Consider the following 20,569-nt stretch of genomic DNA (forward strand, 5'->3'; position numbering starts at 1 on the left):
TCTTTATGAGCCTCGCGCTGGAGTACGAAGCAGCAACGCGGGATGGCGAACTCGCGCGCCTGCGTCGCGTGCTCGCGGCGCGTGCGATGCTCGCAGAGGGCCAGACCCAACGCGAGGTCGCGAGACGGCTCGCCGTCACGCAACCCGCGATCAGCTACCAGGTCGCCAAAGAGCGCACCGATGGCGTGCGACCAAGTGAACTCGTCGCCGCTGGACGTTCCGTGCTTCGCCAGGTCGCCGAGCAGCGAGGATTCACCGATCTCGCAGTGTTCGGGTCCGCCGCCCGCGGAGATGACCGAGAGGACTCCGACGTCGACCTGCTCGTGCAGCCCCCGCCCGGCGCCGATCTCTTCGACATGCTCCACCTGGAGGAAGCACTCGAGGCGATCCTCGACCGTCGCGTCGACCTCGTCAGCTATCGAGGACTCGACCCCCGGCGGGATCGCGACATCCTCCGTGACAGGGTGCCGCTGTGATGGATCATCGCATCGCGAAGGAACTGCTGCACATCCAGCATTGGCTCGAGATAGCGGCATCCATCGTCGCCAGAGGCAAGGACGCCTACTCAGCCGATGAGGTGGCTCAGGAAGCGGGCGCTCGCCCTCGCGCCACTGTTCGCGGAGGCAACGGCCGCCCTCGACGCCGACGACACCACCGGTTGACGGCGCCGATCGCTCCGGAAGGACCGGCCGCGGCGCGCGCTACAGCATCGCCATGATCTGCCGGGCGATCATCCGACCGGCGCGGTTCGCGCCGATGGTCGACGCCTGCGGACCGTACCCGGCGAGGAAGACCCGCGGGTCCTGCCAGGCGGCGCCCTGGCCGACCGTGACGCCGCCCGCCTTCTCGCGCAGTTTCAGCGGCGAGAGGTGACGGAGTTCGGGACGGAAGCCGGTCGCCCAGATGATCGCGTCGGCTCGGACCGACGTGCCGTCCGCCCACACGACGCGATCGGGTTCGATCCGGTCGAACATGGGCTTCGCGACGAGCAGGCCCCGATCGATGCCCGCGACGATCCGGCGGTTCTTCGGAACCCCGGTTCCGCTCACGATCGACGGCAGTGCCCGGCCGGCTCGCGCGGCCTCGTCCTGCTTCGACACGGCCGCCGATGCGCCCTCGAGGTCGAGTTCCTGCCGATCGAGCCAGTCGATCGGCCGTCGCGAGACCCAGGTCAGAGCGGATGCCACGCCCTCGAGTTCGAGCATGAACCCGATCGCCGACGTTCCACCGCCCACGACGACGACGTGCAGGTCGCGGAAGTCCTCGGCCTCGACGAAGTCGGAGGTGTGCAGGTGGCGACCTCGGAAGTCGCCCATGCCCGGGTAGTAGGGCACGAAGGGCGAACCCCAGGTGCCGGTCGCGTTGACGAGGAACGACGCTCGGAGCTCGCCGCGCGGCTCGGGTGGGGGCGGAGCCTCCTCGAACGTCTTGCGCCGCCTGCCGAAGAACCCGCGCGCCTTGAGCTCCTCCGTCGGCTGCGGACTGAGGTCGCGGTAGCCGACCCGGATGTCGACGCCGTCGTTCTCGACGTGCCGGACGTCGATCGGACGATGCACCCGCAGCCCGTAGTGGTCCTCGAAGCGCCCGTAGTAGTCGGCGACCACGTCCCTGGCCGGAAGCGCCCGGTCCGCGGTCTCGAAACTGAGTCCGAGCTCCCCCATGCCCGGCAGGTCGTTCACCTTGTGCGCCGTTCCCAGGCGCAGCGACGACCAGCGATGCTGCCACGCGCCGCCCGGCCCGGGGGCGCGATCGAGCATGACGAAATCCTCGTCGGCGACGAGTTCGAAGCGTCGCAGGTAATAGGCGACGGACAGCCCCGCCTGCCCGGCACCGATCACCGCGACCTTCACACGGTCGGGGATCGCTTCCACCCCTCCATCCCACCATGTCCGGGGCGCCCGATCGGCCAGCGGGCGGGCCTGCTCAGCACCTCCACAGCACCGCCGCGTCGAGCGGCCGGGACCTCGCGCGATGCTAAACTATCGATCGGGATTGTTCATTGATCAGAGCGCCGGGTGACGACCATCCCATCCGGCCAGACGTCGTAAGGGGGTCACGCATGGGGCGCGGCCGTCAGAAAGCCAAGCACACCAAGGTCGCTCGGGAGCTGAAGTACTTCAGCCCTGCCACCGACTACAGCGCGCTCGAGCGCGAGCTCACGGCTACGAACCACGACCATGACGACGAGATGTCGAAGTGGGCAGAGTACGCCGACGACGACACGTACGTGACCGACGACGGGTCGCACCGCTCCTGACCGTCTCCTGAGCACCCCGCTGCGGTCGCGGCGGGGTGTCATTCGGTTGCGGTCACCGCGTCCCGCCACCCGGCGACCTCCTCGACGAACCGCTCGAACTCCCCGAGCGTTCCGTTCGCGGTGATCGCCCGGAGCACGATCTCGTCGACCACGTCGAACGCGCCGAGCGCGGCGCCGTGATCGAGCGTCGCGTCGATGGGCTGCACGCCGAGCCGCTCGAAGTTCGCCGCGTACGCCCGGTACGACCCGTAGCGATCGGCCTCGCGTACCAGTTCGGCTCGGGCGCCCTCGTCGACGATCGTGCGCAGGTACAGCACCCCGCGCACGGCGCGAGCCGTGCCGTCGGGTTCGCGCGCCTCGTGCCGGAGCACGGTCATCGCCTCGGTCGCGGCAGCGGGCGTGAGCCAGTTCAGCACGACGGCATCCGCTCGTTCGGCCGCGAGGCGCCGCATGCCCGGACCGAGCGCGCCCACCGCGATGCGCACCGGGCGACCTTCGCGCAGGGTCTCGATGCCGGAGCGGACCAGTGCCGACGGCTGCTCCGCGCGCCCGGAGCCGATGCCGATCGTCGTGCGCGCGGCGGGCAGCGCCGCCAGGTCGAGGGATGCCGCGGGGCGACGGTCGAGCGGGATCACGCCCGTCGCGAGCCCCAGCCGCTCGGAGGACCCGGCCACGGCGGCCAGTCCGGCCAGCGAGTCCCCGTGCGGGACGTCGTTCAGCCAGAGGGCGTGGAACCCGAGGCGTTCCAGGCGCGGCGCGAGGGCGCGCAGCACGGCATGGTCGGTCGTGCCGGGCAGGCCGAGGGAGAGCGCCGCACGCATCGCGTCAGTCCGCGTAGGTTCCGACCAGGCGCACCGCGCCGCCGTCGACGCCCTTCGCGCCCTGCTCCCAACCGGGTGCCGACGCATCGCGCGCCGCCGTGGAGACGGTGCCGACCTGCCACGCGGGCAGACCGAGCGCCCCGAGTTCGGTGACGACGGATGCCGCGGCATTCGCTTCGACGACCGCGAAGAAGCCGACGCCCAGGTTCCAGGTGCCCTCGGTCGACTCGAGCGTGGTGCCCGCGAGCGCGTTCAGCGCCCGGAACACCGGCTGCGGCGACCACGTCGCCCGGTCGACCTCGACCCACGAACCGCGCGGAAGCACGCGCGCCAGGTTGGCGGCGATGCCGCCGCCGGTGACGTGCGAGAGCGCGTGCATTGCGGCGCCGAGCCGCTCGTGCGCGAGGAGCTTCACGAGCGGGCCCGAGTACAGGCGCGTGGGTTCGAGCAGCGCCTCGCCCCAGGTCGTGCCGAGGTCGGGCGCGGCATCCGAATAGGAGAGCTTCGCGTTCGCGAGGATGTGGCGCACGAGCGAGTAGCCGTTGGAGTGCAGGCCCGACGATTCGATCGCGAGGACGACGTCGCCGCCCTGCACGCGCTCCGCGCCGAGCGCCCGATCGGCCTCGACGACGCCGACCGCCGCGCCCGCGACGTCGTAGTCGTCGACGCCCATGAGACCGGGGTGCTCGGCGGTCTCACCGCCGACCAGGGCGGTGCCGGTCTCGGCGCAGGCGCGCGCGATGCCGGTGACGATCGCCGCGATGCGGTCGGGGACGACCTTGCCGCACGCGATGTAGTCGGTCATGAACAGCGGGGTCGCCCCGACCACCACGATGTCGTCGACGACCATGCCCACGAGGTCCTGCCCGATGGTGTCGTGGATGTCGAGCGCCTGCGCGATCGCGATCTTGGTGCCGACGCCGTCGGTCGAGGTCGCGAGGAGCGGGCGGGTGTAGTCCTTCGCGAACGAGAGGTCGTAGAGGCCGGCGAAGCCGCCGACGCCGCCGAGCACGTTCGGTCCGTGGGTCTTCGCGACCGCCTCCTTCATCAGTTCGACGGCGAGGTCGCCGGCGGCGGTGTCGACTCCGGCAGCGGCATAGGACGAGTTCGCGCTCACCCGTCAAGGGTACCCGCGGCGCGCCGGGGCCGACTGCGCGCCTGCGGGCCGCTGTCGGCCGGCGGACGTATGATCACGATATGCACGCGGGTGCCACGCCGTCGTGGGTGATTCGCGAGAACGCGAGCACCGGGGCACTGCTCGCGCTCTACCTGCGCGAGGTGCTCGGCATCGCCTCGCCCGCCGAACTGCCGAGGCTGCGCGACATCGGGCGCGTCGGGCCGGAGTCGGACGACATGGATGCGCACGACGCACTCGAACGGCAGTGGCGCGAGTGGTGGGCGATGACCGTGGAACCCGAGGAGCATCCCTCAGCGGTGCCCCTCGAACTGATCGACGAGTACGGAACCGCCGTCGCGCTGCCGGTCTCGGGTGCGGAAGCGCTCGCGACCGCCATCCGCCCCCACGCCGAGGCTGCGCTCGCCTGGGCCGAGTGGGCGCACGACCACTACCGCACCGCGACCGCGGCCCGCTCGGGCGACACCTACCGCGCCTACGCCGGTTCCATCGCGGAGCACGAACGTGACGTCGGCCGGCGGGCGCACTCGTTCGAGCTGAACGTCGAGGTGCTCCCGCTCGCGGCATCCGGCGTGTGGTGGATCGGGCGCAAGACGGTCGCGGTCACCGACACGCTCCGATCGGATGCCGCGGCGTTCGACGACGCGATCCACCCGATCATCGCCGAACTCGCGTGAAGCCGTTCGTGCTCCTCGCCACCCGCGCCGAGGAACGGCCGGCCGACGAGGAGTACGCGCTCTTCCTCCGCGGCACCGGGCTCGACGAGCGCGACCTCATCCGCGTCCGGCTCGAGCTCGGGCCGATGCCGCACCTCGACCTCGACGGCCTGTCGGGCATCTTCGTCGGCGGCGGCCCGTTCAACGCCTCCGACCCGGCCGACCGGAAGTCGAGCGTGCAGCACCGCGTCGAAGCCGAGTTCGCGACCCTGCTCGACGAGGTCGTGGCACGCGACTTCCCGTTCCTGGGCGCCTGCTACGGGGTCGGCACGCTGGGAGCGCACCAGGGCGCCTTGATCGACGGGCGCTACGCCGAGAAGATCGGCGTGGTGCCGGTCACGCTCACCGGCGCCGGGGCCGCCGACCCGCTCCTGGCCGGGCTGCCCGCGACGTTCAACGCGTTCGTCGGGCACAAGGAGGCGATCCGCACCCTCCCTGCTTCGGCGACGCTGCTCGCGTCGTCGGCGACCTGCCCCGTCCAGGCGTTCCGCGTCGGGTCGAACGTCTACGCCACGCAGTTCCATCCCGAGCTCGACCTCGACGGCATCCTCGTGCGAATCCGCGCGTACGCGAGCCACGGCTACTTCGCGGCGGACGAACTGGAGACCACGCTCGCCGCCGCGGCGAGGGCGGTCGTGTCCGAGCCCAGCCGGATGCTGCGGACGTTCGTCGAGCGATACGCGCGGTGACGCGGCGCCCACCCGCCGCGGTGCGGCGGCGCGAGCCGTGGCAGACTCGAACGCATGGGCATCTGGTTCGGCGACCGACGGCCGTCGGCCGATGACGTGAACGCACGCTGCGAGAACACCGCGATCCGCGCGCTCGGGATCGAGATCACCGAGTTCGGCGACGACTCGCTCATCGGGCGCATGCCCGTCGACGCGCGCACGCGCCAGCCGGGCGGGGTGCTGCACGGCGGATCTTCGGTGCTGTTCGCGGAGACCCTCGCGAGCCTGGCCGCCTCGTTCACGGTCGACCGGGAGCAGTTCTCCTGCGTCGGCATGGAGATCAACGCGAACCACGTCCGTCCGATCTCCGAGGGCTGGGTGACCGGCGCGGCCACGCCCATCTCGCGCGGCCGCACGACGCAGGTCTGGGACATCCGCATCACCGACGAGCAGGGGCGGCTCGTGTGCGTGTCGCGCTGCACGATGGCCGTGCTCGGGATGCCGTCGCCGTACTGAGCCTTCGCAGGATCGGGCTCGATCGTCGATGCCCGTGCTCAGGTGAGCACCGGCATCCGTTCAGCGGGCGCACACGCGCGCATGTGGGAGGATGGAACGTCCAACTCGGACGCTTCACCCCTTCCCCGAGGAGCCATCGCTCGCATGTGCGGCATCGTCGGCATCGTCTCCACCGAGCCGGTCAACCAGCAGATCTACGACAGCCTCCTCCTCCTGCAGCACCGCGGGCAGGACTCGACCGGCATCGCCACCGCCGACGGCCCGGTCTTCCACATGGCGAAGGCGCGGGGGCAGGTGCGGGAGGCCTTCCGCACGCGCGACATGCGCGCGCTGCTCGGCAGCATGGGCCTCGGCCACGTCCGGTACACGACCAAGGGAGCCGCCGAGCGTGAGGAAGAGGCCCAGCCGTTCTACGTGAACGCGCCGTACGGCATCATCCTCGTCCACAACGGCAACCTCACGAACACGCGCGAGCTCTCCCAGGACCTGTTCCGCATCGACCGTCGCCACGTGAACTCCACGAGCGACACCGAGATGCTCCTGAACGTGCTCGCCACCGAGCTGCAGGGGCAGATCACTGGGCTCGGGCTCGACCCCGACCAGATCTTCGAGGCCGTGACCCAGGTGCACGAACGCGTCGAGGGCTCCTACGCGGTCATCGCGATGATCGCCGGCCACGGCCTGCTCGCCATCCGCGATCCGTTCGGCATCCGCCCGCTCATCCTCGGCAAGCGCACGACGGATGCCGGCAAGGACGAGTGGATCGTGGCATCCGAGTCGCTCGTGCTCGAGAACGGCGACTACGAGATCGTGCGCGACGTCGAGCCCGGCGAAGCCGTCTTCATCACGCTCGACGGGCAGATGATCTCGCGCCAGTGCGCCGCGACCACCCGTCTCGTGCCGTGCTCGTTCGAGTACGTCTACCTCGCGCGCCCCGACTCGGTCATGAACGGCATCTCCGTGTACGAGGCGCGCCTGCGCATGGGCGACCGCCTCGCGAACACCATCGCCACCCACATGGACCGCGGCGACATCGACGTGGTCATGCCGATCCCCGACTCCTCGCGCCCGGCCGCGATGCAGGTCGCGCAGAAGCTCGGCATCGAATACCGCGAGGGGTTCTACAAGAACCGCTACGTCGGCCGCACCTTCATCATGCCCGGGCAGGCGCAGCGCAAGCGCTCCGTCCGGCAGAAGCTGAACGCCATGGGCACCGAGTTCAAGGGCAAGAACGTCCTCATCGTCGACGACTCGATCGTGCGCGGCACGACCTCGAAGGAGATCGTCGAGATGGCGCGCGCCGCGGGCGCCAACAAGGTGACCTTCACCTCGGCCGCGCCGCCCGTGCGCTACCCGCACGTGTACGGCATCAACATGCCGAGCCGCCAGGAGCTCATCGCGCACGACCGCAGGATCCCCGAGATCGCCCGTGAACTCAGCGCCGACCACATGATCTACCAGGAGGTCGCCGACCTCCAGGCCGCGATCACCGAAGGCACCGACATCGCCGAACTCGACCTGTCGTGCTTCACCGGCGACTACGTGACCGGAACCATCACCGAGGAGTACCTCGGCTGGCTGGAGCGCACGCAGCTCAGCTGAGCCGCGACCGGTGCAGCCCGGCCCGCGCTCCGGGCGCTGCGGCCCAGCGGACGCACGGGTGCGGATGCGAGGCTGGAACCATGCATGATCGACCGGCTCGGCGTACCGTTCCTGCTGCTGCATCGCAATGAGGTGACGGATGCCGCGGTGCGCGAGCAGGTCGCCGAGTCCGGGCTGCCCGTGGTGCTGGCACTCGACGCCGACGGCTCGTGGCGCACGGTCCTGGGGCGGGAGGTTCTCCGACGTGCGGACGGGAGCGTGGCGGAGTTCGAGCGCCTGCTCGCGGCTCAGGCCGTGTCTTCGTCCGGATAGTGGGTCGACTCGTGCTCCGCGACGGCGGTGCCGCGTCGGCGCGCGAGCACGCGGTCGAGCACGAGCGCGACGACGCCGCCGAGCAGGAGCCCGCCGGCCGCGCACCACAGCAGCAGGAACCCGAACACCTGCGACCGGTCGAACTCCTCGTTCTGGGGGAAGGCGAACGTGAGCACGAGCGCGACCAGCACGCCGAGCGCCGTGCCGAGGAGCAGGAAGCTCCCGTACCGTGGCGAGCGCCGCACGCTCACCACGTCGTTCGTGACCTCGGTCTCGACCCGGTCGGGGTCGAGGTCCATCCGCTCGACCTTGGGACGGTCGGCGGGCTCAGGTCCGTTCGCATCGCTCACCCTGCCATTCTCCCGCATCAGGCCAGGTCTCCCGCATCAGGCCAGGCGCGCCCCATCGATCACCGGAACCGCTCCAGACAGGTCGGCGCGCTGCCCCGACGCCCGCACGCGGCCCGAGGCGTGCGCGTCGGCCCAGGCGACCCCACCCGTCGCGAGTGCGACCCAGGTCGCGGCATCCGTCTCGACGACGTTCGGCGGGGTCCCGCGCGTGTGCCGGGGACCTTCGATGCACTGCACCGCGCCGAACGGCGGCACGCGGACCTCGACGGTTCCGCCGGGCGCCTGCTCGGCCAGCAGTTGCAGCGTGTACCGCACGGCCGTCGCCAGCGCCGCCCGATCCGGCGCGCCATCCGCGCCCAGCACGGTCGCGACGGCGTCGCGACCGGCGACGTCGGGGATCCTTCGTGGCATGACCCCATCCTCCCGCACCCGGTAGCCTGAGCAGGTGAGAATCCTCGTCCTCGGTTCGGGCGCGCGCGAGCACGCCATCATCCTCGCCCTGCTCGACGAGGAGGCCGGCCACGAGATCGTCGCAGCGCCCGGCAACGCCGGCATCGCGGCATCCCCCACGTCATCGGCACGCGGGAGCGTCGAGACCATCGCGCTCGACCCGACCGACCCCGTCGTCGTCGCGGACTACGCGCTCGAGGGCGGCATCGAGCTCGTCGTCGTCGGGCCCGAGGCGCCGCTGGTCGCCGGAGTCGCCGACGCGTTGCGCACGCGCGGCATCGCCGTGTTCGGCCCGGGCCGGGCCGCCGCGGCACTCGAGGGCTCGAAGACGTTCGCGAAGCGCATCATGGAGTCCGCGGGCGTTCCCACCGGTCGCGCGAGCCTCGTCGACTCGCTGCCGAAGGTCACTGAGGTCCTCGACCAGTTCGGCTCGCCCTACGTCGTCAAGGCCGACGGGCTCGCGGCCGGCAAGGGCGTGCTCGTGACGGAGGACCGCGAGGCGGCCCTCGCGCACGCCGCGCATTACCTGCAGCAGGGCCCGGTCCTCGTCGAGGAGTTCCTCGACGGCCAGGAGGTGTCGCTGTTCCTCCTCTCCGACGGCACGAACGTGCTGCCGCTCTCGCCCGCACAGGACTACAAGCGCCTGCGCGACGGCGACGAGGGACCGAACACGGGCGGCATGGGCGCGTACTCGCCGCTGCCCTGGCTCGACGACCGGTTCGGCAGCGAGCAGGCGTTCGTCGACGAGGTCATCGAGACCATCGCGCTGCCGACCGTGAAGCAGCTCGCCGAGGAGCAGACGCCCTTCATCGGCCTGCTCTACGCCGGGCTCATCCTGACCAGCCGCGGCATCCGCGTCATCGAGTTCAACGCGCGCTTCGGCGACCCCGAGACCCAGGTCGTGCTGCCGCGGCTCGCGACGCCGCTCTCCGGGCTCCTGCACGCCGCCGCGACGGGCGGGCTCGGCGAGCTGCCCCGTCCGGAGTTCCGGAGCGACGCCGCCGTCACGGTCGTGCTCGCGAGCGAGGGCTATCCGGAAGCGCCCGAGACCGGCCGGCGCATCGACGGGCTCGAGGCCGCGGCATCCGTTCCCGGCGTGCACCTGGCGCACGCAGCGACCGCCGTCGGCAGCACCCACGACGACACCGAGCCGCACCTCATCGCGACCGGTGGCCGCGTGCTGAACGTCGTCGCGGTCGGCGACGACTTCGCCGACGCGCGCCGCCGCGCGTACGACGCCATCGGCCGGCTGCGCCTCGACGGCGGGCAGTACCGCACCGACATCGCCGCGCGCGTCGCGGACTGAGGGAGACGAGCATGACCGACACGGGTGGCCTCGACGGCTGGACGCACGTGTACTCCGGCAAGGTGCGCGACCTGTACGTGCCCACGGCCCTGATGACCGACGACGACTCGTGGACCGGCGACCCGCTGCAGCTCTCGCCCGTCGTCCTCGTCGTCGCGAGCGACCGCGTGAGCGCGTTCGACCGCGTGCTCGACCCCGCGATCCTCGGCAAGGGAGCGCTGCTCACCTCGCTCAGCCGCTGGTGGTTCGACCGGCTGCCCGAGGTGCCCAACCACCTCGCCTACGCCGAGGACGACCGCTACCACGACCTCCCCCCGATCCCGCGCGAGGTCGCGGACCGGGCGATGTTCTGCCGCACCCTCGACATGTTCCCGATCGAGTGCGTCGTGCGCGGCTACCTCACCGGCAGCGGCTACCAGGAGTACGCCGCGACGGGCGCGATCGGCGGCATCCCGCTGCCGGAGGGCTTGAGCGACGGCGACCGCCTTCCGGAACCCGTGTACACGCCGGCCTGGAAGGCACCGGTCGGCGAGCACGACGAGAACATCTCGTACGAGCGCACCGTCGAACTCGTGGGCGAGACCGTCGCCGAGCAGTTGCGCGCCATCTCGCTCGACGTGTTCGCGCACGCGTCGCAGGTCGCCGAGGAGCGCGGGCTGATCCTCGCCGACACCAAGTTCGAGTTCGGCGCCGACCGCGAACTCGGCATCGTCACGCTCGCCGACGAGGTCCTCACGAGCGACTCGAGCCGGTTCTGGGACCTCGAGGCGTACCTGACCGGGGCGACCCCCGAGGTCCGGATGGCCAGCTTCGACAAGCAGATCGTGCGCGACTGGCTCGCCGCGAACTGGGACCAGCGCGTGCTCGAGAACCCGCCGACCCTCCCGTCGGAGATCGTCGAGCAGACCGCCGAGCGCTACCGTGCGCTCGTCGAGCGCCTCACGCTCGGGCTGTAGGCCCCGCAGCCGGGCGACCTCCGGCCCGGCGATCCGGCACCGGCTCCCCTCCGCCCGGAATGCCACGCGGCCGGGCTCGGTTGAGTCCGGTATGACGAGCATCCCCGGCAGCGACGACCCGGCGGCGAGCACCCCGGCCGTGCCCGACCGGCTCGCGGCCGACACCGCGATGGGCGCGGTCACCCTCCGCGTCGCGGACCTCGACGCGATGATCCGGTACTACCGCGACGCCGTGACGCTCGACCTGATCAGCCACGACGGCCCGGTCGCCGTGCTCGGGCGCCGCGGCCGGCCCGCAGTGATCCTCCAGCACGCCCCCGAGCTGCGTCACGCGTCGCCGCGCAGCGCCGGCCTGTTCCACACCGCGATCCTCTTCGACACGCGCGAGGCGCTCGCCACGGCGCTGCTGTCGGTCGCCTCGAAGCACCCCGGATCGTTCACGGGCAGTGCCGATCACCTGGTGAGCGAGGCGTTCTACTTCGACGACCCCGAGGGCAACGGGGTCGAGCTCTACTTCGACCGCGAACGATCGGCGTGGAGCTGGACGCACGGCACGATCGAGATGGCGACCGTGTTCCTCGACCCGAACGGGTACCTGCGCGAGCACCTGAGCGAACGCGGGTCGGCGGCCGCCGCGGCCGGGACCGGGCTCGGCGATGCCGGTGTGGGCCACGTGCACCTCTCGGTCGGCGACATCGCGAGCGCGCGCGAGTTCTACGTGCGGCGTCTCGGCTTCGACGAGACCGCGACCTACGGCGACCAGGCACTGTTCGTCTCGGCGGGCGGCTACCACCACCACATGGCGATGAACACCTGGCAGAGCCGCGGAGCGGGCCGACGCCGGCTCGCGCTCGGGCTCGGGAAGGTCGAGATCGTCGTGCCGAGCGGCGACGACCTCGGCGAGCTGGGCGAGCGGATGGCGCACTACGACGTTCCGACGAGGCACGACGGTCGGACGCTCGCCTTCGACGATCCCTGGGCGAACGCGGTCGAGGTGCGCACGGCGCGGTAGCGCGCCGGCTCAGTCTTCGGCGCGCTTGTGGTGCGACATGTCGTGGAACTCGCCGAACGCCTGCGGAACGCCGGGCAGCGCACCCGCCCCCTCGCGCGCCCGGAGGCCGTCGAGCACGATCGCCAGCTGTCGCCTCCAGTGCGCCGCATAGGCGCCGCCGTACTGGCCGAGCGAGCCGAGCATGTCGACGAGCACGGCGATGTCGACGCTCGTCACGCCCGCGCGGAGCGTGCCCTCGGCCTGCGCCCGGGCGACGAGTGCGTCGGCGAACTCCTGGATGTCGGCCAGCGGGCGGTACTCCGGGTCGAGCTCGACGACGCGCCGCATCACCGCCGGAACGTACGGGCGTTCGATCAGCCATCCCGAGAGGACCTCGACCCAGCGCTCGATCGCGCGCCAGGCCGAGTCGGTCTCGTCGAGGTCGTGGATGAGCACGCGCAGTTCGTCGACGCCGGTGTCGTACAGCTCTCGGATGAGCGCATCGCGCGTGGGGAAGTGCCGGTACACCGTTCCCGCGCCGACCTCGGCCCGCGTGGCGAGCTCATCGAGCGGCGCGTTGATGCCGCGTTCGGTGAACAGGCACCTCGCCTCGACGAGCAGCCGTTCGTGGTTGCGTCGGGCGTCCCTGCGCAACGACACCGGGTTGGTGGTCACCGATCCAGCCTACTCCCGGCCCGCCGGGGAGGACCCCGGCGCGCGTCACTCCAGGACGTCGATGCCGACCTCGACGGGAGCGCCCTCCTCGAGCCCCTCGGCATCGCGCACGGCCCGCTTGAGCGGCAACGAGTAGCGCTCGGCACCCGGGAAGATCGAGGTCCGCCAGGTCGTGTCGCCGATCGTCGCCTCCACTCGGACCGAGCCGAAGCCCCGCGGCATCCGCGGTCGATCGCGGATCTCGTCCGAGAGTTCCTCCGGAACGTCGACGAAGAACCACGAATCGCTCGCGCGCTCCTGCCACCGGTACACCGTCGCCGTGAAGCGATACCGCTCGATCATGCATCGAGAGTAGGGGGCGCCGCCGACGCTGGCTAGGCTGGCGAGGTGGCAGGAATCGACGACGACCAGCACCGCGGCGGCGACCCCGGCGGCCCCGAACGGGACGTCGCGGCGGCCGACGGCATCGAAGGCAACACGCGCCGCATCGAGGCATCCGTCGTCACCGACTTCAGCGACCGCATGAGCTATGGCGGCTACCTCGACCTCGACACCCTGCTCGCGGCGCAACGGCCGATCTCGCGGCCCGAGCACCACGATGAGCTGCTGTTCATCATCCAGCACCAGACCACCGAACTGTGGCTGAAGCTCGTGCTGCACGAACTCGCGACCGCGTGCGAGCTCATGCGCGCCGACGACCTCGCGCCCGCGCTGAAGTGCATCGCGCGCGTGAAGCACATCCAGAAGACCCTCACCGAGCAGTGGTCGGTGCTCGCCACGCTCACCCCGAGCGAGTACGCGCAGTTCCGCGGCGTGCTCGGCAACGCGTCCGGCTTCCAGTCGTACCAGTACCGCGCGGTCGAGTTCACGCTGGGCAACAAGAACGCGAAGATGCTCCAGGTCTTCGAGGCGGATGCCACGGCGAGCGCCATCGTGCGCCGCGCGCTCGAGGCGCCGAGCCTCTACGACGAGTTCCTGCGACTGCTCTCGCGGGCCGGCTACGCGATCCCCGCGGAGGTGCTCGATCGCGATGTGACGACGGCGTGGACGTTCCGCGAGGACCTCGTTCCGGTCTTCGCGGCGATCTACGCCGACCCCGAGCACAACTGGGCCGCCTACGAGACCTGCGAGGAGCTCGTCGACCTGGAGGACAACTTCCAGCTCTGGCGCTTCCGGCACCTGAAGACCGTCGAGCGCATCATCGGCTCGAAGACGGGCACGGGCGGGTCGAGCGGGGCGCCGTTCCTCAGGCGCGCGCTCGAGCTGACCTTCTTCCCCGAGCTGTACGCGGTCCGCACCGAGATCCCGGGGTGAGCGCCGTGCGAGGGCTCGGGAAGCCGGTCCGCCGGTCGCTGAACGGCGACCGCCCGGGTGAGACCGGGACGATGCTCCCGCCGCTGGTCGACCACCACGTGCACGTGCAGCTCGACGCGGGGCCGGCGCCGGGGATCGCGGCGGTCGTCGACCTCGGCGCGAATCCCGGTGCGGTCGCCTCGCTCGCGGGTCGCGACGGCTGGCCCCGCATGCGGTTCGCCGGCGCGTTCCTCACCGCGCGCGGAGGCTACCCGGGCGATCGCCCGTGGGCGCCCGCGGGGAGCGTTCGCGAACTCGACGCGATCGGGCCGGATGCCGCGAGCGAGCGCCGACACCACGCCCTCGCCGGCCCCGTGCAGGGCGCCGTCGACGAACAGCTCCGCTTCGGGGCATCCGTCGTCAAGGTGGTGCTGAACTCCGCGGCCGGACCCGTCCTCGACCGGGCGACGCTCGACGCCGTGATCGCGGCCGCCAGGGCGGCCGGCCTGCCGGTCGCGGCGCACGCCGAAGGCGACGGCATGGCCGAGCTCGCGATCCGTGCGGGCGTCGACGTGCTCGTGCACACCCCGTTCACCGAGCTGCTCGACGACACGCTGATCGGCCGCGCCGCATCCGCCGGGCAGGCGTGGATCTCGACGCTCGCGATCCACGTCCGCGACGACCCGCGCGCGGCGGAGCTCGCGATCGACAACCTCGCCCGGTTCCGCACGTCAGGCGGGCGCGTGCTGTACGGCACCGACCGCGGCAACGGAGAGCTCGCGCACGGCATCGTCGGCGCCGAGATCGTCGCACTCATGCGGGCCGGGCTGACGGCGGCCGAGGTCATCGAGTCGATGACCGACCCGTGGCCCGAGCCCACCCCCGCCTGGGTCGACGCCGGCGTGGCGACCTTCGTGCCCGACCCCGCGCCCGGGGCCGACGCCGTCGGCGATCCGGAGGCCGTCGCCGCATGGCTCGGCGCCGCTCGCGTCGTGCCCACCGAAGAACTGGAGCTGCTGTGAGCATGGACCCGCTGCTCGCCTACGCCCGCCGCCAGGACCGCGCCGACGGGCTCGCGCACCTGCGCGCGCGGTTCGTCGGCGCCGACACCGACCTCGTCTACTTCGACGGGAACTCGCTCGGGCGGCCGCCGGCCGGCGCGATCGAACGCGTCGAGCGCTTCCTCCGCGAGGACTGGGGCGGACGCCTCATCCGCGGGTGGGACGAGTCCTGGCTCAACCTCCCGTACGAGATCGGCGACCGCATCGGCCGTGCCGTGATCGAGGCGAAGGCCGGGCAGACCGTCATCGGCGACTCCACGACCGTGCTCCTCTACAAGCTCGCGCGCGCGGCCGTCGACGCACAGGTCGCACGAGACCCGCAGCGCCGCGAGATCGTCATCGACCGCGACAACTTCCCGACCGATCGGTACGTCATCGAGGGCATCGCCGGTGAACGCGGCTGCCGGGTCCGCTGGATCGACGTCGACCTCGAACGCGGGGTGAGTCCGGAACAGCTCGCCGAAGCCGTCGGTCCGCACACCGCGCTCGTCGTGCTCGGCCACGTGTCCTACCGCTCCGCCTTCGTCGCCGACGTGCCCGAACTCACGCGCATCGCCCACGACGCGGGCGCACTCGTGCTGTGGGACCTCTGCCACTCGGCCGGCTCCGTGCCGGTGCACGCCGATCGGTGGGGATTCGACCTCGCCGTCGGATGCACGTACAAGTACCTCAACGGCGGGCCCGGCTCGCCGGCGTTCGCCTACGTGCGCGAAGACCTGCACGGCGTGCTCCAGCAGCCCGTCCAGGGCTGGTTCGGCACCGCCGACCTGTTCGCCATGGGCCCCGACTACGTTCCCGCGCCGGGCATCCGTCGCTTCGTCAGCGGCACCGCGCCCATCACGGCCATGATCGCGATGCAGGAGACCCTGGCGATGATCGAGGACGTCGGGATGGACGCGATCCGGGCGAAGTCGATCGCGCTGACCTCGTACGCGATCGATGTGGCCGACGAGTGGCTCGCACCGCTCGGCGTCACCGTCGCCTCACCCCGAGACCCCGGGGAACGCGGCGGGCACGTGATCCTCCAGCACGATGCGATGCGCGAGGTGACCGCCCGGCTCTGGCAGCGCGACGTGATCCCCGACTATCGCGACGTCGGCGGACTGCGCGTCGGGCTCGCACCGCTCTCGACGAGCTTCGAGGAGGTCCACCGCGGGCTGGACGTCACGCGCGAGGTGCTGCGCGAGGTGCTCGCGGAGCGCGCGGGGCTGGGGTAGCGGACGCGGTGGTCGGCGCGGGAACGGCGCGTAGCACGCGATGCACCCCTCGGCAATCCCTCCGGCGTGATCACGCGACCGGAACACGGCGCGCGTAGCATGGCCGCACACGCGAGACCGATGGAAGGGATGTTTCCATGACGGATGCGACGGACAAGAAGATCGACGACCTCGACGACCGCGTCGAGGAGGCCGTCGAGAACGCGAAGGCCGCAGCGGATGCCGCAGCCGACGAGGCGGGCGACCGGCTCGCGGACCTCGCCGACGCCGCGAGCCACACGATCGGCACGGCGACGGCCGCGGCCTCCGAGGCCGCGAACAAGGCGACCGCCGCGGCATCCGATACCGCGAGCCAAGCGAAGGCGCTCGCCGCCGACGCGATGGACGACGCCGGCGAGTTCATCGACGATGCGGCCGACTGGATCGAGGAGAAGTACCGCGACAACCCCGCGCTCGTGCTCGGCATCGCCGCCGCGGTCGGCGCGGTGCTGCTCGTGGGCATCGGCGCGATCATCCGGGCCATCACGCGCGACTGACGCGACACCGGCGGGGCGATGCCGCCGGCCCGCGCCCGCCGACCCGCGCCCGCCCGCCGGCGCGGGCTCAACCCAGCGCGGGGAGCCGGGCGAACTCGTCGGCGAGCGTGCTCGCCACCACGTCGGTCGGTCGGGTAGCGCCGCAGCGCGGCAGGTCCGGCCACGACGCCGCGGCCGGACCCGTGGGGGCCCGGCCGCGGCATCCGCTCGACCCGACCGATCAGGCCGCGGCCGCCGCGAGACGGCTCCGGTGGTTCACCCGGTGTCCGACCCAGAAGCCGATCGCGATGAGCCCACCGAGCCCGGCGCCGAGCATCCACGGTGCGAGCGAGGGCACCACGCCCGAGGCTCCGGCCTCGAGCTCGGCGGACCCGGCGGCCAGCTCCGCGGTGCCGTCCGCGAGTTCGGCCGAGCCCGCCGAGAGGTCTGCGGTACCGGCCGCGAGGGTCGCCGACCCGTCGGCGAGCTCCGAGGCCCCGGCCGAGAGCGTTCCGAGACCCGATGCGAGCGAGTTCGCCCCGCTCGAGAGCGTCGAGGTTCCGGTCGCGAGGCCGGCCGCTCCGGAGTCGAGTCGCGCCGCACCCGCGTCGAGGTTCGACGCGCCCGCCTCGAGGGATGCCGCACCGCTCGCGAGCGACCGGGTTCCCGACGCGAGCGACCCCGCGCCGTCGGCGAGCGACCTCGTGCTGCCCGCGAGCGCGCCCGCGCCGTCGCGCAGCTTGGCGAGACCGCCGCTGAGTTCGGCGGCTCCCGCGGCGAGCGCGGGTGCGCCGCGCGACGGGTCGGCGATCGCGACCGTGCCGGGCCACTGCTTCGATGCGTCGCCGTGCACGAGCCCCGCGATCCCCGCGGAGACCTGGTCCACGCCGCCCGACGCGGCGATGAGGCCGCCGGCCAGTCGGGGCGCGCTCGCGGCCGGCGCCGCGAGCCCGGTGACCTGGTCGCGAACGCCCGCGGCGAGCGCCGCGAGGCCCTGCAGCGACGCGTCGTCCGGGGAGGCCGCGGCGAGCTGCGCGAGCGCGTCGGCGAGGCGCGAGGCGTTGCCGGGTGCGGTCGCGGCGGTCGACTCGAGAGCCGGGCCGGCCTGGGCCAGCGCTGAGACCTCGGGCGTGATGCCGCCGGCGAGCTGGCCCCGGAACGCCTCGACCCGCGCGAGCACGCCCTTCGCGTAGGCATCCGCTCCCGTGACGCCCGCGGCGAGCGTCGCGCTCTTGTCGGCGAGCGTGGCCGCGCCCTCGGCGGCCGCGGCCGCCTTGTCGTGGAGCGTGCCGGCACCTCCGGCCAGGCGCGAAGCGCCGACCGAGACATCCGTCGCGCCCGACGCGGCCGATGCGGCCCCCGAGCTGAGGTCGGCGGCACCGGATGCCGCGGACGACGCGCCGAGCGCGAGCGACGCTGCTCCGTCGGCCAGGGTGCGGGCCCCGTTCGACGCCGAGCGCGCACCCGCGACGAGGCGTTCCGCACCGGCATCCGCGCTCGCCGCCCCCTCGTCGATGCGAGCGGCGCCGTCGGCGACGCTGCCCGCGCCCTCGGCGACCTCGGATGCGCCGGCCGCGACCGCCTGCGAGCCGTCGTCGACGCGCTCCGTGCCGGCACCGAGCTGCCCTGCACCGTCCGCGATGCGGGACGTCGTGGTGACGTAGAGGAAGACCATCGCGGCCAGCAGGACGCTGAGCACGGTCACGGTGATGCGCATGCCGAGGCCGTGCGCATGGGTGTGGGAACTCGTCATCGAGCACTCCAGTTCGGTCGTGCCTGCGGGCAGGCGTGATGAAGGGACTCACGACCCCGTCGCAACGACCCGGGGCGGAACGGAGGGCGGAACGTCGGGCGGAACCTGGAGCGGACCTGCGGGTGCGTCGTCGTCGACGTGCCCGAGGGGACGGAACGTGAGTGCCGCGAATGTAGCAACGCGCCCGACGCGAGGTGAACGACCCTCGAGAACTTCCGTGGGAACGCGAGGTCATCCCTGCTCGAACTGCGGATCCATTGTCGGAGAGCTACAACGGCGCCCGGGTCCGCTCGTCGCCGGCACCGGTGCGCGAGGACGGCGCGCCGCCACGCGACGGATAGAATCGAGGCATCCACCCCCTCGACACCGAACGGAGAACCGCGGTGCCCACCATCGTCGTCGACGTGATGCCCAAGGCCGAACTGCTCGACCCGCAGGGGAAGGCCGTCGCCGGCGCCCTCTCGCGCAGGGGCCACGGCTCGATCAGCGGAGTCCGTGTGGGCAAGCGCTTCGAACTGACCGTCGACGGACCGGTCGACGACGCGCTCCGCGCCGAAGTGGCCGCGCTCGCCGAGAACGTGCTGTCGAACTCCGTCATCGAGGACGTCGTCGGCATCCACTACGAGCAGTCCAACGCCGAACTCGCGGGCGAGGCCGCCGGCCACCACGACGGCTACGACGCCCCCGCGGGCGAGACCCACTGAGGCGGGCCGCCATGCGCATCGGCGTCATCACCTTCCCCGGCTCGCTCGACGACCGCGACGCGCAGCGCGCGGTGCGGCTCGCGGGCGGCGAGCCCGTCGCGCTCTGGCACGGCTCGCACGACCTCGAGGGCGTCGACGCGCTCGTGCTGCCCGGCGGCTTCAGCTACGGCGACTACCTGCGCTGCGGCGCGATCGCCTCCCTCAGCCCGATCATGACCGAGGTCGTGGACGCGGCGAACTCGGGCCTGCCCGTGCTGGGCATCTGCAACGGCTTCCAGATGCTCACCGAGGCCCACCTCCTCGAGGGCGGCCTCATCCGCAACGACCACGGCTCGTTCGTCTGCCGCGACCAGGTGCTGCGCGTCGAGAACGCGTCGACCGCGTGGACCTCCGACTTCGAGGCCGGCCAGGAGATCACGATCCCGCTGAAGAACGGCGAGGGCGGGTTCATCGCGTCGGAGGAGACCCTCGACCGGCTCGAGGGCGAGGGCCGGGTGGCGTTCCGCTACGTCGGCGTCAACCCGAACGGGTCGCTGCGCGACATCGCAGGCATCACGAACGCCCGCGGCAACGTCGTCGGCCTCATGCCGCACCCCGAGCACGCGGTCGAGCCCGGGTTCGGCCCCGACACCGCGGCGGCCATGCGCTCGGGCGTCGACGGACTCGGCTTCTTCACGAGCGTCATCCGCCGCACCCTCGTCGAGGCGTGACCCGCGACTGAACTGCACGAGAGGGCGACCGGAGACGGTCGCGTCACCGCCGAGTGTCCAGAAACCGTCACTCGCGCCTGGGTCGAGCAGCCGATTGTGGACGCTCGGCACGTCACTCGGTGGGGAGTGCGGGTGAGGGGCGCTGCTGCTCGCGTTGACGCTCGCGGGCGGGTTCGCGGCGGGGCCGGCGAGCGCGATACTCACCGGCGGCTTCGGCGCCCAGCAGCTCGGTTTCTCGGACGGACCCGGAAGTTCCCGGGCGACGGCGAGCGCCCCGAGATGGTCTCGGCGACGATCTCGACCTCGTCGCTCTTGGCGACCTCGCTGTCCTCCGCGAAGCCGGCCTCACAACGGGTCGCTGCGCGACATCGCGGGCATCACGAACGCCCGCGGCAACGTCGTCGGCCTCATGCCGCACCCCGAGCACGCGGTCGAGCCCGGGTTCGGCCCCGACACCGCGGCCGCCATGCGCTCGGGCGTCGACGGACTCGGCTTCTTCACGAGCGTCATCCGCCGCACCCTCGTCGAGGCCTAGCACGCGGGAGCACCTCCCGTAGGCTG

Annotated in this window: 24 protein-coding genes and 1 pseudogene; 17 read left to right on the forward strand and 8 right to left on the reverse strand. The window is 72.1% G+C overall.

Annotated features, from left to right (window positions below):
- Window positions 1–5 precede the first annotated feature (5 nt).
- Window positions 6–476 (forward strand): nucleotidyltransferase family protein, encoded by a 471-nt coding sequence (locus DSM26151_RS13430; RefSeq protein ID WP_234660027.1) that lies wholly within the window; start codon window positions 6–8, stop codon window positions 474–476.
- Between the two features lie 225 nt (window positions 477–701).
- On the opposite strand, the gene DSM26151_RS13435 is transcribed toward DSM26151_RS13430, so the two are convergent.
- Window positions 702–1,871, reverse strand: a complete 1,170-nt coding sequence (locus tag DSM26151_RS13435; RefSeq protein WP_234660028.1) for an FAD-dependent oxidoreductase — start codon at window positions 1,869–1,871, stop codon at window positions 702–704.
- 188 nt (window positions 1,872–2,059) lie between these two features.
- Here DSM26151_RS13435 and DSM26151_RS13440 point away from each other — a divergent pair, with 188 nt between their 5' ends.
- Complete coding sequence (locus DSM26151_RS13440) at window positions 2,060–2,257, forward strand: DUF3073 domain-containing protein (protein ID WP_234660029.1); 198 nt, start codon at window positions 2,060–2,062, stop codon at window positions 2,255–2,257.
- Between the two features lie 38 nt (window positions 2,258–2,295).
- Here the strand turns inward: DSM26151_RS13440 and DSM26151_RS13445 are convergent, their stop codons facing one another.
- Together DSM26151_RS13445 and purM are read right to left on the reverse strand one after the other, a co-directional pair.
- Complete coding sequence (locus DSM26151_RS13445; RefSeq protein WP_234660030.1) at window positions 2,296–3,078, reverse strand: LLM class flavin-dependent oxidoreductase; 783 nt, start codon at window positions 3,076–3,078, stop codon at window positions 2,296–2,298.
- 4 nt (window positions 3,079–3,082) lie between these two features.
- On the reverse strand, window positions 3,083–4,195 hold the full coding sequence (purM, locus tag DSM26151_RS13450) for a phosphoribosylformylglycinamidine cyclo-ligase (RefSeq protein WP_234660031.1): 1,113 nt from the start codon (window positions 4,193–4,195) through the stop codon (window positions 3,083–3,085).
- 80 nt (window positions 4,196–4,275) lie between these two features.
- Between purM and DSM26151_RS13455 the strand changes: the two genes are divergently transcribed.
- The 5 genes from DSM26151_RS13455 (at window position 4,276) to DSM26151_RS13475 (ending at window position 8,027) form a co-directional block, all read left to right on the forward strand.
- Window positions 4,276–4,890, forward strand: a complete 615-nt coding sequence (locus DSM26151_RS13455) for a zinc-binding alcohol dehydrogenase (RefSeq protein WP_234660032.1) — start codon at window positions 4,276–4,278, stop codon at window positions 4,888–4,890.
- The gene (locus DSM26151_RS13460; protein WP_234660033.1) at window positions 4,887–5,618 is read left to right on the forward strand and encodes a glutamine amidotransferase; all 732 of its coding nucleotides are present in this window, start codon (window positions 4,887–4,889) and stop codon (window positions 5,616–5,618) included. Before DSM26151_RS13455 ends, DSM26151_RS13460 begins: the two co-directional genes overlap by 4 nt.
- A gap of 54 nt (window positions 5,619–5,672) precedes the next feature.
- On the forward strand, window positions 5,673–6,113 hold the full coding sequence (locus tag DSM26151_RS13465; protein WP_234660034.1) for a hotdog fold thioesterase: 441 nt from the start codon (window positions 5,673–5,675) through the stop codon (window positions 6,111–6,113).
- A gap of 144 nt (window positions 6,114–6,257) precedes the next feature.
- Window positions 6,258–7,715 (forward strand): amidophosphoribosyltransferase, encoded by a 1,458-nt coding sequence (gene purF / locus DSM26151_RS13470; RefSeq protein ID WP_234660035.1) that lies wholly within the window; start codon window positions 6,258–6,260, stop codon window positions 7,713–7,715.
- Window positions 7,716–7,799: 84 nt separating this feature from the next.
- Window positions 7,800–8,027, forward strand: a complete 228-nt coding sequence (locus DSM26151_RS13475) for a hypothetical protein (RefSeq protein WP_234660036.1) — start codon at window positions 7,800–7,802, stop codon at window positions 8,025–8,027.
- Here the strand turns inward: DSM26151_RS13475 and DSM26151_RS13480 are convergent.
- Together DSM26151_RS13480 and DSM26151_RS13485 are read right to left on the reverse strand one after the other, a co-directional pair.
- Window positions 8,003–8,377 (reverse strand): hypothetical protein, encoded by a 375-nt coding sequence (locus DSM26151_RS13480; RefSeq protein ID WP_234660037.1) that lies wholly within the window; start codon window positions 8,375–8,377, stop codon window positions 8,003–8,005. The two genes, DSM26151_RS13475 and DSM26151_RS13480, sit on opposite strands and share 25 nt — an antisense overlap.
- Before the next feature lie 36 nt (window positions 8,378–8,413).
- A complete protein-coding gene (locus DSM26151_RS13485; RefSeq protein ID WP_234660038.1) occupies window positions 8,414–8,788 on the reverse strand; it encodes a sterol carrier family protein in 375 nt (124 codons plus the stop codon).
- 34 nt (window positions 8,789–8,822) lie between these two features.
- Here DSM26151_RS13485 and purD point away from each other — a divergent pair, with 34 nt between their 5' ends.
- The 3 genes from purD (at window position 8,823) to DSM26151_RS13500 (ending at window position 12,101) form a co-directional block, all read left to right on the forward strand.
- On the forward strand, window positions 8,823–10,133 hold the full coding sequence (gene purD / locus DSM26151_RS13490; protein ID WP_234660039.1) for a phosphoribosylamine--glycine ligase: 1,311 nt from the start codon (window positions 8,823–8,825) through the stop codon (window positions 10,131–10,133).
- A gap of 11 nt (window positions 10,134–10,144) precedes the next feature.
- A complete protein-coding gene (locus DSM26151_RS13495) occupies window positions 10,145–11,089 on the forward strand; it encodes a phosphoribosylaminoimidazolesuccinocarboxamide synthase (RefSeq protein WP_234660040.1) in 945 nt (314 codons plus the stop codon).
- 91 nt (window positions 11,090–11,180) lie between these two features.
- Complete coding sequence (locus DSM26151_RS13500) at window positions 11,181–12,101, forward strand: VOC family protein (protein WP_234660041.1); 921 nt, start codon at window positions 11,181–11,183, stop codon at window positions 12,099–12,101.
- A gap of 9 nt (window positions 12,102–12,110) precedes the next feature.
- Here the strand turns inward: DSM26151_RS13500 and DSM26151_RS13505 are convergent, their stop codons facing one another.
- A complete protein-coding gene (locus tag DSM26151_RS13505) occupies window positions 12,111–12,755 on the reverse strand; it encodes a TetR/AcrR family transcriptional regulator (protein WP_234660042.1) in 645 nt (214 codons plus the stop codon).
- Between the two features lie 45 nt (window positions 12,756–12,800).
- Window positions 12,801–13,097: a DUF1905 domain-containing protein gene (locus tag DSM26151_RS13510; RefSeq protein WP_234660043.1), complete on the reverse strand. Its 297-nt coding sequence runs from the start codon at window positions 13,095–13,097 to the stop codon at window positions 12,801–12,803.
- A 180-nt stretch (window positions 13,098–13,277) separates the two neighbouring features.
- Between DSM26151_RS13510 and kynA the strand changes: the two genes are divergently transcribed.
- The 4 genes from kynA to DSM26151_RS13530 all read left to right on the forward strand — a co-directional run bounded on the left by kynA (window position 13,278) and on the right by DSM26151_RS13530 (window position 16,862).
- On the forward strand, window positions 13,278–14,069 hold the full coding sequence (gene kynA / locus DSM26151_RS13515) for a tryptophan 2,3-dioxygenase (RefSeq protein ID WP_234661900.1): 792 nt from the start codon (window positions 13,278–13,280) through the stop codon (window positions 14,067–14,069).
- Entirely contained in the window at window positions 14,066–15,070 is a 1,005-nt protein-coding gene (locus DSM26151_RS13520) for an amidohydrolase family protein (RefSeq protein WP_234660044.1), read from the forward strand. The genes kynA and DSM26151_RS13520 overlap by 4 nt, the downstream gene beginning before the upstream one ends.
- 2 nt (window positions 15,071–15,072) lie before the next feature.
- The gene (locus DSM26151_RS13525; protein WP_234661901.1) at window positions 15,073–16,326 is read left to right on the forward strand and encodes a kynureninase; all 1,254 of its coding nucleotides are present in this window, start codon (window positions 15,073–15,075) and stop codon (window positions 16,324–16,326) included.
- A gap of 137 nt (window positions 16,327–16,463) precedes the next feature.
- Window positions 16,464–16,862 (forward strand): hypothetical protein, encoded by a 399-nt coding sequence (locus tag DSM26151_RS13530; protein ID WP_234660045.1) that lies wholly within the window; start codon window positions 16,464–16,466, stop codon window positions 16,860–16,862.
- A 220-nt stretch (window positions 16,863–17,082) separates the two neighbouring features.
- Here DSM26151_RS13530 and DSM26151_RS13535 read toward each other — a convergent pair whose 3' ends face one another.
- Window positions 17,083–18,594, reverse strand: coding sequence for a hypothetical protein (locus DSM26151_RS13535; protein WP_234660046.1), 1,512 nt, complete (start codon window positions 18,592–18,594; stop codon window positions 17,083–17,085).
- Between the two features lie 383 nt (window positions 18,595–18,977).
- Between DSM26151_RS13535 and purS the strand changes: the two genes are divergently transcribed.
- From purS to DSM26151_RS13550, 3 genes and pseudogenes are all read left to right on the forward strand, one after another.
- Window positions 18,978–19,298, forward strand: a complete 321-nt coding sequence (gene purS, locus DSM26151_RS13540; RefSeq protein ID WP_234660047.1) for a phosphoribosylformylglycinamidine synthase subunit PurS — start codon at window positions 18,978–18,980, stop codon at window positions 19,296–19,298.
- A gap of 11 nt (window positions 19,299–19,309) precedes the next feature.
- Entirely contained in the window at window positions 19,310–20,008 is a 699-nt protein-coding gene (purQ, locus tag DSM26151_RS13545) for a phosphoribosylformylglycinamidine synthase subunit PurQ (protein WP_234660048.1), read from the forward strand.
- A gap of 349 nt (window positions 20,009–20,357) precedes the next feature.
- A pseudogene (locus DSM26151_RS13550) lies at window positions 20,358–20,543 on the forward strand (phosphoribosylformylglycinamidine synthase subunit PurQ); the annotation flags it as partial.
- Window positions 20,544–20,569 lie beyond the last annotated feature (26 nt).

Origin of the sequence: Agromyces marinus (genome assembly GCF_021442325.1) — a bacterium.
GTDB lineage: Bacteria > Actinomycetota > Actinomycetes > Actinomycetales > Microbacteriaceae > Agromyces > Agromyces marinus.

What these genes read in the sequence shown, in the direction of transcription:
- DSM26151_RS13510 (WP_234660043.1), bottom strand. Translation starts at nt 13,097, where the DNA reads ATGATCGAGCGGTATCGCTTCACGGCGACGGTGTACCGGTGGCAGGAG.
- DSM26151_RS13535 (WP_234660046.1), bottom strand. Translation starts at nt 18,594, where the DNA reads ATGACGAGTTCCCACACCCATGCGCACGGCCTCGGCATGCGCATCACC.
- DSM26151_RS13475 (WP_234660036.1), top strand. Translation starts at nt 7,800, where the DNA reads ATGATCGACCGGCTCGGCGTACCGTTCCTGCTGCTGCATCGCAATGAG.
- DSM26151_RS13440 (WP_234660029.1), top strand. Translation starts at nt 2,060, where the DNA reads ATGGGGCGCGGCCGTCAGAAAGCCAAGCACACCAAGGTCGCTCGGGAG.
- DSM26151_RS13465 (WP_234660034.1), top strand. Translation starts at nt 5,673, where the DNA reads ATGGGCATCTGGTTCGGCGACCGACGGCCGTCGGCCGATGACGTGAAC.
- DSM26151_RS13500 (WP_234660041.1), top strand. Translation starts at nt 11,181, where the DNA reads ATGACGAGCATCCCCGGCAGCGACGACCCGGCGGCGAGCACCCCGGCC.
- purF (WP_234660035.1), top strand. Translation starts at nt 6,258, where the DNA reads ATGTGCGGCATCGTCGGCATCGTCTCCACCGAGCCGGTCAACCAGCAG.
- DSM26151_RS13485 (WP_234660038.1), bottom strand. Translation starts at nt 8,788, where the DNA reads ATGCCACGAAGGATCCCCGACGTCGCCGGTCGCGACGCCGTCGCGACC.
- kynA (WP_234661900.1), top strand. Translation starts at nt 13,278, where the DNA reads ATGAGCTATGGCGGCTACCTCGACCTCGACACCCTGCTCGCGGCGCAA.
- DSM26151_RS13525 (WP_234661901.1), top strand. Translation starts at nt 15,073, where the DNA reads ATGGACCCGCTGCTCGCCTACGCCCGCCGCCAGGACCGCGCCGACGGG.
- DSM26151_RS13430 (WP_234660027.1), top strand. Translation starts at nt 6, where the DNA reads ATGAGCCTCGCGCTGGAGTACGAAGCAGCAACGCGGGATGGCGAACTC.
- DSM26151_RS13495 (WP_234660040.1), top strand. Translation starts at nt 10,145, where the DNA reads ATGACCGACACGGGTGGCCTCGACGGCTGGACGCACGTGTACTCCGGC.
- purQ (WP_234660048.1), top strand. Translation starts at nt 19,310, where the DNA reads ATGCGCATCGGCGTCATCACCTTCCCCGGCTCGCTCGACGACCGCGAC.
- DSM26151_RS13530 (WP_234660045.1), top strand. Translation starts at nt 16,464, where the DNA reads ATGACGGATGCGACGGACAAGAAGATCGACGACCTCGACGACCGCGTC.
- DSM26151_RS13455 (WP_234660032.1), top strand. Translation starts at nt 4,276, where the DNA reads ATGCACGCGGGTGCCACGCCGTCGTGGGTGATTCGCGAGAACGCGAGC.
- DSM26151_RS13445 (WP_234660030.1), bottom strand. Translation starts at nt 3,078, where the DNA reads ATGCGTGCGGCGCTCTCCCTCGGCCTGCCCGGCACGACCGACCATGCC.